Below are 12,517 nucleotides of genomic sequence, written 5' to 3' on the forward strand. Positions count from 1 at the left end.
CACCCCGCGCGTGTCGAACACTCAGGACCCGCGTGTCCTACGTTCAGGACCCCCGAGTTCAACGCTCAGGTCGGCGCGGACCGTCAGTCGGCACGTTCGCAGGCGATCCCGTCACGGTCCCGGTCGAGGTAGTGGCGGTCCCAGCCGACCACCTCGATGCGCGTGATGCCCTGCTCGTACAACCACTGGCACGGCCGCGACACCCCGCGCGGGAACCGCCACGGCACGCAAGCGCCGTCGGTCACGTATGAGTGGTCGCAGTTGTCCCCCCACGACGGACGCGTGGACGTCGTGCTCGACGGCGGGCTGGACGACGGAGGCGGCTCGGACGTCGTCGTCACGGGGACGGTGCTGACCGTGGTCACCGGCGGCGCGGGCCGCTGCGCGGGCGGCAGGACCACCACGGGAACCGTCGTCGAGCGCGCGATCTCCAACGTGGTCGTGTACGTGGCGCTGAGCACACCGGGCTCCACCGGGCTCAGGTGCACCTGGCGCGCGTCGACCGGCCGCGGCTCGTTCACCGTGAGCGCCAGCGTCACGAGAGCGCCCGTCGCCAGTAACAGCGCCGCGCCGGCGAAGGCGACACTCCTGCCACTGCTCATCCCAACACCCGTTCCAGGCTCCGCGGTGTCACGTGGAATCGTCCACACCGCTGAAGGCGTTACGCCCCAGCCTGTTCCGGCAGGTCGCAAGGGGTGACGGAAACGGCACACCATGACACGATCGAGTGGTGGACGTGGGGATGCTCGGACCGGGGACCGTCACCTGGCAGCTGCACGCCGACCCCGCCATGTGGGTCGCCGGCATCACGAGCCTCTACCTCCAGGCGCTGCACCCGCGCGCCGTCGCCGCCGTCGTGCAGAACTCCACCTTCCAGCAGGACCCGATCGGCCGCCTCCTGCGGACCGCGGACTTCGTCGGCACGGTCAGCTACGGCTCCACCGAAGAGGTCGAACGGGCCGCGGCACGCGTCCGGGGCGTGCACCGCACCCTGCGCGCGAAGGACGCCGCCGGCCGCAGCTTCCGCATCGACGACCCCGAACTGCTGCTCTGGGTGCACTGCGCCGAGGTGCACAGCTTCCTCACCGTCCTGCGGCGCGCCGGCTACCGCCTCACCGACGCCCAGGCCGACCGCTACTACACCGAGCAACGCCGCACCGCCGCCCTCGTCGGCCTGCACGAGGACGAGGTGCCCGGCAGCGCCGGGGAGATGGCCGACTACTTCGCCGCCACGCTGCCCGAGCTGAAGCGCACCCCGGACTCCGAAGTCGTGTGCCGGTTCCTGCACCGCCCGCCCGTGGACGGCGTGCTGCGCCTCGGCCTGGACGCCTACGAGCCGCTGCTCGGCCACCTCGCGTACTCCGTGCTGCCCCCGTGGGCCATCGCCCTGCACGGCCACCGCCCGTACCCCGAACCCGCCGCCACGGCCCTGCTGCGCGCCGTCCGGGCCGCCGCGCTCGTGGTGCCCGCACCGATCCGCTGGGGCGTGCCCGAAGGTCACGTGAACAAAGCGATACGGCGGCTTGGCCTGCGCGTTGCGCCGAGGCGGGCGCTCCTCCCGTCCTAGCCGGTAGTAGGCGGACTCACAGCGCGGATTGCTCCGTACGGCGTAGTGGCATGGACCACTGCGACTTTTATCGCACCTGGACGACCGCTCGGTTTGCTTAGCATGGCCAACGTCCGGCGCGTCGATCCGCGCCGCTCCCCCGAGCACCCCGAGAGGTTCGCACCTCATGCTGTTCCGACGACTGCTGCCCGCGACCGCGCTGGTCGCGGCCCTCTCCCTGATCGCCGCGTGCGGCGGCGCGAGCGACGACACCCTGGCGGGCAAGGCCGACGACGGCGAGCTGACCATCGGCATCCGGTTCGACCAGCCGGGCCTCGGCCAGCGCAGGCTCGACGGCAAGTACGTCGGCTTCGACGTGGACGTCGCCAAGTACGTGGCCGCCCAGCTCGGCGTCGACGAATCCGGCATCACGTGGCGCGAAGCGCGCTCCGCCGACCGCGAGAAGCTGATCGCCAACGGCGAGGTGGACTTCGTCGTCGCCACCTACTCGATCACCGACAAGCGCAAGGAGCAGGTGTCCTTCGCCGGCCCGTACTTCGAGACCGGCCAAGGCGTGCTCGTCCGCTTCACCGACGACGAGATCAACGGCCCCGAGACGCTCAACGGCAAGAAGCTCTGCTCGGTCACCGGCTCGACGTCCGCGCAGAAGGTCAAGGAGCAGTTCGCCCAGGACGTGCAGCTGGTCGAGTACGGCCAGTACTCCGACTGCGTCGTCGCCCTGCTCGCGGCCAACGTCGACGCGGTCACCACCGACGAGGTGATCCTCGCCGGGTACGTGGCGGAGAACCCCGAGCTGCTCAAGCTGGTCGGCACCCCGTTCACCACCGAGCGGTACGGCATCGGCCTGGCCAAGGACGACGCCAAGGGCCGGTCGGACGTCAGCGCCGCCATCGAGAAGATGGTCGGCTCCGGCGAGTGGCGGTCCGCGCTGGAGCGCAACATCGGTCAGGCCGACGTGCAGCTGCCGGAACCACCCAAGGTGACGGAGAAGTAGCTGTCCGGTGGACGAATGACTTCGGGGGTGTAGTGCTGGGCGTCACCAACCGATACGCTCAGCCACGCAGGCCGTGGTTTCTGTGTTCGTGTCTCACGCTCGCGGAACGACACGCGGGCGTGCCGTCCCCACCCTGAGCGGTGGGGGAAACGCCCCGGGACGGCCGGGGCTGCACGGTGCAGCCCCAAGCTTTCCTGCGATGGAGGCAGGTACATGGCACTGGGCACTGTCAAGTGGTTCAACTCCGAGAAGGGCTTCGGCTTCATCGCCCAGGAGAACGGCGGGCCGGACGTCTTCGTGCACTACTCGGAAATCCAGGGCCAGGGGTTCCGCACCCTGGAGGAGAACCAGCGGGTCGAGTTCGAGATCGGCCAGGGCACCAAGGGTCCGCAGGCCCAGAACGTGCGCAAGGTCTGATCGCGGCAGGTCGTTCCGATCCACGTCTTCCGCACCAACAGCGCAGGCCCCCGACCGGGATGGTCGGGGGCCTGTTCGCGTTCGGGCCCGGCTTCGGGTGCCGGGGCGTTTCGGGCTCCGTGAGGGTGGAGCTCAGTAGCCGCGCTGGCGGGCTTCCCACTCCAGCCGCTGCATGACCCACTCGGTGGCCAGCGCCTGGGGGGACGTCTGCCGCTCGGCGGCCAGTTCCTTCAGCTGCTCGTTCGCCATGAGCTGGAGGCGGAGCTGGTAGACCTGCGCGGTGCCGAAGCTCGTGCCGGCCGTCGTCTCCGGGTCCGTCGTCTCCGGGGCGAGGGCGGCCAGGTACGACTCCAGCTCCTCGTCGGCGGGCACGGCTTCTTCCTGTTCACGCGCGGGCGGGCGATGCCGGCCCGACTTCGACCGTCCAAGGGATCCAAGAGGCACGGCGACACGATAACGGTTGGATTGCGGAACCGGCCACACTGTGGTCTGGGTCACAGATGTGTGCATGGAGAGGCCCCCGCGCCAGGGGGAGGAACGCGGGGGCCGGAGGGGATCTCCACAGGCGCTGACCGGGGGTGTGTCAGCAATTCGGATTGTTGCACGCGCACGTGGGCCTGGGGAGTGGGTTGAGCCGAAATCTTCAGGTAGTCGATGCCCCGAACCCTGTGCTCAGCCCGTTTTCGCCCGTTGACCGCGCCCGGGGTGCTACCCCTTGGGGGTATCGGACTCGTCCGGCGGCGGCTCGAGGTTCGTGATCTCGCCCTCCAGTCGCTGCACCAGGTCCTCCAACCCCGCGAGCATCCCGTCGAGCTGGCTCATCTTGTCGCTCATCAGCCGGTCGATGTCCGCCTCGATCGCCGACAGCGACAGGCTGCCGAACAGCTCCTGCGGGTTCGCCGCCGTCGGTTGCGGCCCGTCGGCTCCGGCGGTGCCGTTGGGGTCGGCGGTGTCGGTGGCGTCAGCGGTGTCGGGCTCGCCCGCCGCGGTGGGCTCGGGCTCGGCGGTTTCGGGCTCGGCGGTTTCGGGCTTGCCTGCGGGCGGCGGCGTGGCGATCGCGTCGTCCGCCACCGCTGGTTCCGGCGTCTGCCCCGGTACCGGTTCGGTCATGGGTTGCACCCTCCTCGTTCGCGTCAAGCACATCACGCGCCGCTTGACACCAAGTGGCCTACACGGAAAGTGACGCTGCGTCGCCCCTGAATCACTCTCCGGGGGGCTGCGGTGGTTCGATGGGCTCGCTTAGCCTCGCGCCAACCTCAAGTCGGGGAGGCGTCATGAGCGGGTCTCTAGAAGTGCGTCAGTTCCTGTGGAACCAGGACGAGACGATGTCCAGGCCGGGCGGCGGTGGGGTGCCTGCCCAGCGAACCGGTGAACCGTCGAGGATCTCGGACGAGCAGGTGCACCGGGCACGGCTGTCGGTGGCGCGCGGCGCCACCAGCGCCGAGGACTGCCGGTTGCTGCTCGACATGCTCGGGCTGTCACCGGGCGAGGACGGGGGCGTGCCGCCCGTGCAGCGGTAGGACGACGAAGCCGCGGCCCCTTCGGGACTCGTCCACGAAGGGGCCCGGCCACGCCCGGATGGTGCCGCGCGCCGTCGAACGGCGGTGGAATCGCAGGTCAACACCGTGTGCCACCCCCGTTTTGGAGGTGTGGACCCTCGTGCCCTATGCTTACGATGCTTCCACCGGACAGCGTGGAGGGCCTGGGAAAGAAGGTGGCCCAAGGGCTGCCGGAGGAACTGGGTCCCCATCGTCTAGCGGCCTAGGACCCCGCCCTTTCAAGGCGGTAGCGCGGGTTCGAATCCCGTTGGGGGCACGCAGTACAAGTGCAGTACAGTGACGATCGGCAAGAAGAAGTAGTGAGCAAGGCCCAGTGGCGCAGTTGGTTAGCGCGTCGCCCTGTCACGGCGAAGGTCGCGGGTTCGAGTCCCGTCTGGGTCGCAAGGCAGTTCGGCCGGTTGGTCGATCCGCTACCTGGCCAGGTAGCTCAGTTGGTACGAGCGACCGCCTGAAAAGCGGTAGGTCGGCGGTTCGACCCCGCCCCTGGCCACCAGAACGTCAGAGAAAAGCCCCTCCGCTCAGCGCGAGGGGCTTTTCTCATTTCCCGGCGGTGAATCGGATGACCGCCAGCGCCTGATCGTCGTGCACTTTCGGCCGGGGCCACTTCGTGCGATCCGCGTCACCCTCTTCGGCCGCGCGGATCTCGTCCAGCACGGCTTCCGGGCCATTTTCCGACGTGATGCGCAACACGGTCCGCCAGTCCGCGAACAAGCCGTAGTCGTCCACGCCGCAGGACACGCCGTCGGTCGCCATCAGCACCGCGCGGACCCGGTCGCGCGGCCAACTCGCCCGGACGGCTTCGTGCGCGGCGGCCGGGTCCGCCTCGGCCACCCACCACCCGTGCTCGCGGTTGCGCCAGTCGGTGATCCGGTCGACCCGGCCACGCTGGTCGCGCAGCCGGTTGTCGGCCACGACCTCGACGCCGGTGTCGGTGAACACCACGACCGGGCTGTCCGCGAGCACCAGGACGTCCACGGCGGTGTCGGTCCAGCGCGTGATCGCGACCGTGCTGGACGGCGAGTCCCCCGGCGTGAGGCCGTGCGTGGCGGCCAGCCGTGCGATGGCGCGGGCGAGCTGGTCGGCCAGGTCGTGGTCGTCGGTGAGGTGGGTCAGCTCGGCGGCCAGGTGGCGGGAGTGCCAGCCGCCGTCGCGTTCACGAGGGGTCGGCGACGTCGCGCCGTCCAGCAGCACCACGGCGTTCGGCAGTCGCACGATCCGGTCCTCGGTCGGGCGCGGCAGGCCGTCGCGGCCCACTCCGGCCCGTTCGGCGGTGGCGATCTGCGGCATCGTCACCGAGCCTAGTGCGTCAACTTGGGTTGACAACCCCGGCCGTGTCAACCAAAGTTGACGGCATGACGGAAGCGACCGAGCTCGCCTCGGCGGCGGGCGACCAAGACCCCAGGGTCGGGCTGCGAGCGGTCAGCGCGCTGCGCCGCCTACTGGAAACACTCGAAGCCGTGCAGGTGCGCAACGCCCGCGCCCGCGGCTGGTCCTGGCAGGAGATCGCGGCCGAGCTCGGGGTCACCCGACAGGCCGTCCACAAGAAGCACGGGGGACACCGATGATCGGGGAACGGTTCACCAGGGCCGCCCGCCAAGCGGTCCACGACGCCGTGGCGCAGGCCGAGCGCCTCGACGCGCCGGAGATCGGGCCCGAGCACCTGGCGCTGGCGCTGCTCGACACGCCGGTCCTGGCCGAGTTCGAGCTGGCGCGCGACGAGGTGGTGGACGCGTTCGCCGCCGCCCGCCGCAAGGGCGGGCTCAGCGACGCCGACACCGAGGCGTTGCGGCGGCTCGGCATCGACGTCGACCAGATCGTGGCGTCGGTCGAGCGCAGCCACGGCGAAGGCGCGCTGGCCGGTTCGCCGACCCGTCGCCGGCGGCGGTTCTTCGGCAACCACCTGCCGTTCACGGCGGCGGCCAAGAAGACGTTGGAGCGCAGCCTGGTCGAGGCGCGCGACCTCGGCCACAGCACGCTCCGCCAGGAGCACATGCTGCTGGCGCTGCTGGCGGAGCGCGGGCTGGTGGCCGAGGTGCTGGGAGCGCGTGGCGTGAACTACGTGGAGGTCAGGAAGCGGGTCGCTCGCTCACCCAGGTGACCACCGGGAGGAACAGCTGGGTCAACGGGCCGATGGTGAAGGCGTACAGGACCGTGCCGACGCCGATCGTGCCGCCGAGCAGCCAGCCGATGCCGAGCACGGCCACCTCGACCACCGTGCGCACCAGGCGCAACGAGATCCCGGTCCGCGCGCAGAAACCGGTCGTCAGGCCGTCGCGCGGGCCGGGGCCGAGGCGGGCGCCGATGTAGGTGGCGGCGGCCAGGCCGTTCAGCACGATGCCGGCGGTGAGGAACAGGATGCGCGGCAGGAGCCCGGTCGGGGTCGGCAGGAGGAACAGCGTGACGTCCACCGCCAGGCCGATGACGATCACGTTGGCGACCGTGCCGACGCCCGGTTTCTGCTTGAGCGGGATCCAGCAGAGCAGGACCACGGCGCCGACGATAACCGTGATCAGGCCGAAGGACAGTCCGGTGATCTTGGTCAGGCCCTCGTGCAGCACGTCCCACGGGTCGAGGCCGAGGGTGGCGCGGATCTGCAGCGCCATGCTCGCGCCGTAGAGCCACAGCCCCGCCAGCAGTTGGGGGACGCGGCGAACGGGCGAGACGGAGACCGGGACCTGGGTGAGTGCGGCGAGCATGTGGCCATCTTTCGGGTCGATTGGCCTTGTATTCCAGAGCCAATCGGCAATAATTGGCCTTATGAACTCCGACGTCCCACCAGGTGGACGTATATCCGGCTTCCGCCTGGCCCGACTGCTCGGCGAGTGGCGCCGCCGTGGCGCACGTCACGGGTCCGCGGACCTGGCGGCAGCGATCCGGATGCTGGTGCTGGACGGCCGGTTGCCCGCCGGCACCCGGCTGCCCGCGGAACGCGAGCTGGCCGAGGTGCTGCCGGTGAGCCGCACGATGATCACGGCGGCGTTGGACCAGCTGCGGTCGGAAGGGCTGGTCGCGAGCCGGCGCGGGGCGGGGTCGTGGATCAGCCTGCCGACGGGGACGTTGGGCGTCGCCCCGGACACCCCGTTGGTGGGGCACAGCATGGTCGACTTCGCGCGGGCCGCGCCGCCCGCGCTGCCGGGCGTGCTGGCGGCGTTCGACCAGGTCCGGCGGTACCTGCCGGAGCACCTGGCTGATCACGGGTACTACGAGCACGGGGTGCCCGAGCTGCGGGAACGCATCGCGGCGCGGTACGCGGCGCGCGGTCTGCCGACGTCGCCGGACCAGATCGTGGTGACCAGCGGCGCGCAGCACGCGTTGGCGCTGACCCTGCGCCTGTTCACCGGTCCGGGTGACCGGGTGCTGGTGGAGCAGCCGAGCTACCCGAACGCGCTGGACGCGATCAAGGCCGTCTCCGCCATCCCGGTGCCGGTCGCGATGACGGAGACCGGCTGGGACCTGCCCGGGATCGCCGCCGCCCTCCGCCAAGCCGCACCGCGGATGGCGTACGTCGTGGTGGACTTCCACAACCCCACCGCGCACCGCCTGGACGCCGAGGGCCGGGCCGAACTGGCCGACACGGCCCGCCGCGCCCGCACGCCGCTGGTGGTGGACGAGACGGTCGTCGAACTGGACCTGGACGGCGACCCGCTGGACGGCCCGCCGCCGATGGCGACGTTCGCGGACGACCTGGTCGTGACCCTGGGCTCGGCCAGCAAGTCCCACTGGGGCGGCTTGCGGATCGGCTGGATCCGCGCGTCGACCGAGGTGGTCCACCGCCTGATCTCCACCCGCACCGCCCTCGACCTGGGCTCGGCGGTGGTCGACCAGCTGGTGCTGGCCGAACTGCTGGCCGACCCCGAACCCGCGCTGCGGGACCGGCGGGCCCAGCTGGCGGCCCAGCGCGACGTGCTCATCGAGGGCCTGCGCGAGCACTGCCCGACGTGGCGTTTCCGCAGGCCGGAGGGCGGGCTCAGCGTGTGGTGCGAGCTGGACGCGCCGGTGAGCACGCGCATCGCCGTCGTAGCCCAGAACCACGGCATCCGCCTCGCGCCGGGCTCGCGCTTCGGTGCCCACGGCGGGTTCGAACGCTGGCTGCGCCTGCCGTTCGTGCAATCACCGGACGTCCTGCGTGATGCCGTCCGGCGTCTGGGCCTGGTGGCCGCATCCGTCACGGGCTCCACGGTGCTCACCGACGCCGATCTCGCCGTGCCGGTCGCCTAGCGGACCGGCGGTTCGTGCGGGTCCGGTGGCGGGGTGTCGCGGCCGGGCGATGGGAGGTCGGGGTCGGGAGGTGGCGGCCGGGGGTTGTGGTCCGGGGTTGGGGTCGGGTTCAGGGTGGCGGCGGTGGTCGGTGGCGGGGCGTGGGGTGGGCAGGTTGGGGACGGGTGGGCGGTGGTCGGGGTGGGTGCGTGGACGTGGGGGGTGGTTGGCGGGGGTCCTCATGGTTTAACCGAGGGGCGGTAACGGTGTTTCCGTACATATTTCGGTGAGGACCACCCGATCGTGTTAGTCCGGGCCGTCGGGATCCGGCGCAGCCCCTCGTTGAGCCGGAGCCCGACGGCGGTTCGTGGACCTGCGGCGGGGACGCTCCAGGGAGTGGCGTCCCCTGCCGCAGGTTCCCGTTCGGTCCCAGCGCTCGCGGGGGCAGCGCGGCGACGGGACCTGGCCCGTCCTGCCAGGGCGCGGTTGGCAGGACGGGAACCCTTGGGTGGTGCGCGACAGGCGTCAACAAACGTGATGTGCGCGAAAAGACCAGGTCAGGCGGTGTTTGGTCGCGCGTGCTCAGGGCACACGGATCCCGTCGGACCTCAGTCGGGCGATGTGCTGGGCAGCCCTGGAACGCTGCCCGGGGACCTGCCGTCGTCCCACCGCTCGGCCGACCACGCGGCGAACGGCTTGAGGTCGGCCTGCCCCGTCAACGACGCGATCACGCCGCCCCGGTGGCCACCGCCGCCGCTGTCCGCGCTGCCCGAGGACGCCGTCGGCGCGCTCGGCGCGGGCGCCTGCTTCGGCGTCGGCGCGGGAGCGCTCGGCTCCGGCACCTCCCAGATCACCTCGGCGTTCGGGGTGACCGGGGAGGTGACCGGTGACGGTGGGGCGCTCGGCGCGGGCAGGACGTTCACGCGGGTCGGTGCGGCCACCGCAACGGGCTGCGGGGCCACCGGCGCCTGAGCCTCGACGACCGCCGCACGCGCGGCGGCCTTCTCGGCCACCTTCGCCTCGTACAGCGGCGCGGGCATCGTGTTCGACGCCGTGCCCGAGTGGCTGTAGCCGCTCGAGTAACCGCCCGAGTAGCTGTAACCACCGGTGCCGGAGGACGACTCGGGGTACGGCTCCTGGTCGCGGTCGGCCGCCGGTTCCGGCTCGTCGGTCATCACGGCCATGGGCACGGACTCGACCGCGGCCGGGTCCACACCGCCGAGCGATGACGACCCGAGCGACGATGACCCGAACGGCTGGGGCGCGACGGCGACGCCGGTGTACGGCGCCACCTCGGCGGGCACGGCTGACGCGAGCAGGTCGGCGGCTGCGGTCTGCTGCTCGTCGATCGCCACGTTCACCGTGTCGAGGGTCTTCGCCGCCTCGTCCGGGTGGTCTTCGCCGGCCGACGCGACCCCGGTGCACACGAACCACGCCGCCGCCGCCAACCCGCTCACGGCGAGCATCCGGAGCAGCAGGGATCCACCCCGGCGGACCGCGTTGGGAGCTGCCACTGTGGATCACCACCGTTCCGGGTAAGGCGAACGGGACGGACCGTTCGAGGTCGACGTTCTGCTATGTCTAGCACTGGGAACCGCATTTTCGAACGTTCTCCGGCGGAACCCACTCGGAAGGGCGGTGCCGTGCGGCTGTCCGTGTCGCCCCACCCATCCGTGAACACAGTCCGTCGTGTCCGCCTGATGGTGTGATGGCGTGAATTGTCCGTTGTGGACGCCTGTTCGGTGTCCGCTGTGGACCGATACCGAACCGGGTGACCGGCGATTTCGACACCCCTGGCCCGAACCACCTATTCGGGCGTCACTCAAATAGGTGACGGAAGGTCGCACGGTCACCCCGCGCCAACGCAGACGAAGCCGAGGTCACCGTGCCGGACCTGCGCGTCGGCAAGCGCTTGCGCCGGGTTCGCCAGGTTCGCGTGCAAGTCGACCATCAGGTCCACCACCCGGTCACCCGGCACCGCCCGCACGCTCTCCACGACGACCCGCGCGCCACGCCGCAACAACACCGGCGCCAATCCCGACCCGCACGCCGAGAGCACCACCACCGAAGGCGCACGCGCCAAGCCGTCGAGATCGTGCCCGTGCAACGGACCGTCACCCAATTGCAGATACGAAAACAATTCGTCTTGGCGCACGCCATCGGCCGCGATGTGCACTACGTCCGCCACCACCATTCCCCGCAGCGCGTCGTCCACCGTGAACCCGATCCGCCCGCCGTGCACGCGCCGCAACGCCTCGACCTCCCGACGCGCGTGCGGGCGCGACGGCCCGGCCACCCAAAGGCGGTTCGCCAGGGCCAACGGCCGCGTGGCGGCGCGGAACCAGCAGCTCACCGACGGCGCGACCGACAGCGCCCGCCCGCGGGCCGACGGCAGCGCCGCCCACGGCACCCGCGCCAACTCCGGACTCGGCACCACGACCAGCGCACGGTCGCCGGCCGGCCGCAGGAGGCGGTCCAGACCGGCCACCGCGTCGGCCGACGGCAGCGAACGGGCGTGCCGCGCGACGGTCCGGGCCTCGCCGAAGTCGTGCAGCCCGACCCGCCGACCGGCGACGGACACGCCGACCAACCGCTCCCGGTGGCTGATGAAGACCAGCAACGCCCGCTCGCCCACCGCGTCGACCACGTCGTTCAGCGGCACGGCCGGCCGACCCACCGCCGCCGACCGCGACAGCACGCGGATCTCCTGTTCCAGCCGCGTGATCCGGTCCCGGTCCATCATGCGACGAACCACGGCGTGGCGTGATCGCGGCCCGCGCCGCGCAGCACGAACCTGACCGGCCCGAACGGCACCCGTTCGACGTAGAACCGGCCGACCTCGTCGACCTGCGCCGTCACCTCACCTCCCGGCCACCGCGCGACCACCAGCGCGCCCGCCCGAGCCGACCCGCTGACCCGCAGACCGCCGGCCACCTGGTCGAGCCGCAGGTCGAGCCCGGCGAACACCAACCGGCGAGGCCTCCCGGGATCGACGTGGACCGAGTCGGACAACAACCGCGCGGTGACCGCGTCGGTGCGTTCGACCAGCGCGGACCACGCCCGGGCGACCAGGGCACGTGGCATCGGGTCGCGGTCGTCCACCACCAGCGCGAGGGCGTCCAGCAGTTCCCGGTCGGTCGACGCGACGAGCGTCGGACCGGTCATCGGGGCACCTCCGCACCGAGGCGCCGGCGCAGCACGGCCAGGCACCGGCCGCGCGTGGCGCCCAGGCTGTTGACCGGGATCCCGACCGCCTCGGCGACCTGCGTGAACGACAGCTCCGGCGCGAACGCCGCCAACCGCAGGATCTCCCGGCAACGGTCGGTCAGCGTCGCGTACGCGTGCCACAACCCGGCGTCGCGGGCCAGCGCGCGCTCCTCCGGCGTCGGCCCGTCGTCGGCGGCGTCCCACCGGTCGAGCGGCACCTCACGGCCGCGCAGCCGCAGCACGGTCAGCGTCTCGCGCCGGGTGGTCGTGACCAGCCACGCGCCCAGCCGCTCGGGGCGTCGGATGCGGGACAGGTTCTCGGCCAGCGCGAGCCAGGTGGCCTGGCAGACGTCGGCCGCGTCCTCCGGGCTCAGCCGGTGCGACCGCGGCACGGCCCACACCAGGCGCGCGTACCGGCGGACGATCTCGTGCCACGCGGCGGCGTCGCCACAGCCGGCGCGCACGAGCAGCTCAGTGTTGTTCCGATCATGCATGCTCCTTGAGAGCACCTGGTCTGACCTGGGGATACCGGTGCCGCTCGATGGTGTGGACGGCGGAACCGACGATCGCTCGCGT

Annotated in this window: 16 protein-coding genes and 3 tRNA genes; 10 read left to right on the top strand and 9 right to left on the bottom strand. The window is 71.5% G+C overall.

Annotated features, from left to right (window positions below; genetic code table 11):
* Positions 1-83 precede the first annotated feature (83 nt).
* Positions 84-602 (bottom strand): excalibur calcium-binding domain-containing protein, encoded by a 519-nt coding sequence (locus LNK82_RS08075; RefSeq protein ID WP_230566316.1) that lies wholly within the window; start codon positions 600-602, stop codon positions 84-86.
* A 128-nt stretch (positions 603-730) separates the two neighbouring features.
* Between LNK82_RS08075 and LNK82_RS08080 the strand changes: the two genes are divergently transcribed.
* From LNK82_RS08080 to LNK82_RS08090, 3 genes are all read left to right on the top strand, one after another.
* Positions 731-1,567 carry an oxygenase MpaB family protein gene (locus tag LNK82_RS08080; protein WP_230566317.1) on the top strand — a complete coding sequence of 279 codons (837 nt, stop codon included), beginning with the start codon at positions 731-733 and terminating at the stop codon, positions 1,565-1,567.
* Between the two features lie 166 nt (positions 1,568-1,733).
* Positions 1,734-2,561: a glutamate ABC transporter substrate-binding protein gene (locus tag LNK82_RS08085; protein ID WP_230566318.1), complete on the top strand. Its 828-nt coding sequence runs from the start codon at positions 1,734-1,736 to the stop codon at positions 2,559-2,561.
* A 213-nt stretch (positions 2,562-2,774) separates the two neighbouring features.
* Positions 2,775-2,978: a cold-shock protein gene (locus LNK82_RS08090; protein WP_015105489.1), complete on the top strand. Its 204-nt coding sequence runs from the start codon at positions 2,775-2,777 to the stop codon at positions 2,976-2,978.
* 132 nt (positions 2,979-3,110) lie between these two features.
* Here the strand turns inward: LNK82_RS08090 and LNK82_RS08095 are convergent, their stop codons facing one another.
* Positions 3,111-3,350 (bottom strand): hypothetical protein, encoded by a 240-nt coding sequence (locus tag LNK82_RS08095; RefSeq protein ID WP_230566319.1) that lies wholly within the window; start codon positions 3,348-3,350, stop codon positions 3,111-3,113.
* 336 nt (positions 3,351-3,686) lie between these two features.
* Positions 3,687-4,088 (bottom strand): hypothetical protein, encoded by a 402-nt coding sequence (locus tag LNK82_RS08100; protein ID WP_230566320.1) that lies wholly within the window; start codon positions 4,086-4,088, stop codon positions 3,687-3,689.
* 164 nt (positions 4,089-4,252) lie between these two features.
* Between LNK82_RS08100 and LNK82_RS08105 the strand changes: the two genes are divergently transcribed.
* The 4 genes from LNK82_RS08105 to LNK82_RS08120 all read left to right on the top strand — a co-directional run bounded on the left by LNK82_RS08105 (position 4,253) and on the right by LNK82_RS08120 (position 5,030).
* The gene (locus LNK82_RS08105) at positions 4,253-4,498 is read left to right on the top strand and encodes a hypothetical protein (RefSeq protein WP_123745109.1); all 246 of its coding nucleotides are present in this window, start codon (positions 4,253-4,255) and stop codon (positions 4,496-4,498) included.
* Between the two features lie 222 nt (positions 4,499-4,720).
* Positions 4,721-4,793, top strand: a tRNA-Glu gene (locus tag LNK82_RS08110).
* 51 nt (positions 4,794-4,844) lie between these two features.
* Positions 4,845-4,918: transfer RNA gene (locus LNK82_RS08115), tRNA-Asp, on the top strand.
* A 35-nt stretch (positions 4,919-4,953) separates the two neighbouring features.
* Positions 4,954-5,030: transfer RNA gene (locus tag LNK82_RS08120), tRNA-Phe, on the top strand.
* A 44-nt stretch (positions 5,031-5,074) separates the two neighbouring features.
* Here the strand turns inward: LNK82_RS08120 and LNK82_RS08125 are convergent.
* Complete coding sequence (locus LNK82_RS08125; protein WP_230566321.1) at positions 5,075-5,824, bottom strand: protein phosphatase 2C domain-containing protein; 750 nt, start codon at positions 5,822-5,824, stop codon at positions 5,075-5,077.
* A gap of 65 nt (positions 5,825-5,889) precedes the next feature.
* On the opposite strand from LNK82_RS08125, the gene LNK82_RS08130 reads away from it, so the two are divergent.
* Positions 5,890-6,102 carry a helix-turn-helix domain-containing protein gene (locus tag LNK82_RS08130; protein ID WP_106616971.1) on the top strand — a complete coding sequence of 71 codons (213 nt, stop codon included), beginning with the start codon at positions 5,890-5,892 and terminating at the stop codon, positions 6,100-6,102.
* Entirely contained in the window at positions 6,099-6,635 is a 537-nt protein-coding gene (locus LNK82_RS08135; RefSeq protein WP_230566322.1) for a Clp protease N-terminal domain-containing protein, read from the top strand. The genes LNK82_RS08130 and LNK82_RS08135 overlap by 4 nt, the downstream gene beginning before the upstream one ends.
* Here LNK82_RS08135 and yczE read toward each other — a convergent pair.
* Positions 6,604-7,233 (bottom strand): membrane protein YczE, encoded by a 630-nt coding sequence (gene yczE, locus LNK82_RS08140; RefSeq protein ID WP_230566323.1) that lies wholly within the window; start codon positions 7,231-7,233, stop codon positions 6,604-6,606. The genes LNK82_RS08135 and yczE overlap by 32 nt on opposite strands.
* A gap of 61 nt (positions 7,234-7,294) precedes the next feature.
* Here yczE and yczR point away from each other — a divergent pair, with 61 nt between their 5' ends.
* A complete protein-coding gene (gene yczR, locus LNK82_RS08145; protein ID WP_230566324.1) occupies positions 7,295-8,755 on the top strand; it encodes a MocR-like transcription factor YczR in 1,461 nt (486 codons plus the stop codon).
* Between the two features lie 587 nt (positions 8,756-9,342).
* On the opposite strand, the gene LNK82_RS08150 is transcribed toward yczR, so the two are convergent.
* The 4 genes from LNK82_RS08150 to LNK82_RS08165 all read right to left on the bottom strand — a co-directional run bounded on the left by LNK82_RS08150 (position 9,343) and on the right by LNK82_RS08165 (position 12,435).
* Positions 9,343-10,248: a hypothetical protein gene (locus LNK82_RS08150; RefSeq protein WP_230566325.1), complete on the bottom strand. Its 906-nt coding sequence runs from the start codon at positions 10,246-10,248 to the stop codon at positions 9,343-9,345.
* Positions 10,249-10,583: 335 nt separating this feature from the next.
* Entirely contained in the window at positions 10,584-11,477 is an 894-nt protein-coding gene (locus tag LNK82_RS08155; protein WP_230566326.1) for a CHAT domain-containing protein, read from the bottom strand.
* Positions 11,474-11,899 (bottom strand): hypothetical protein, encoded by a 426-nt coding sequence (locus LNK82_RS08160; RefSeq protein ID WP_230566327.1) that lies wholly within the window; start codon positions 11,897-11,899, stop codon positions 11,474-11,476. The genes LNK82_RS08155 and LNK82_RS08160 overlap by 4 nt, the downstream gene beginning before the upstream one ends.
* Complete coding sequence (locus LNK82_RS08165; protein WP_230566328.1) at positions 11,896-12,435, bottom strand: RNA polymerase sigma factor; 540 nt, start codon at positions 12,433-12,435, stop codon at positions 11,896-11,898. The genes LNK82_RS08160 and LNK82_RS08165 overlap by 4 nt, the downstream gene beginning before the upstream one ends.
* Positions 12,436-12,517 lie beyond the last annotated feature (82 nt).

Origin of the sequence: Saccharothrix luteola (assembly GCF_020859565.1) — a bacterium.
GTDB lineage: Bacteria > Actinomycetota > Actinomycetes > Mycobacteriales > Pseudonocardiaceae > Actinosynnema > Actinosynnema luteola.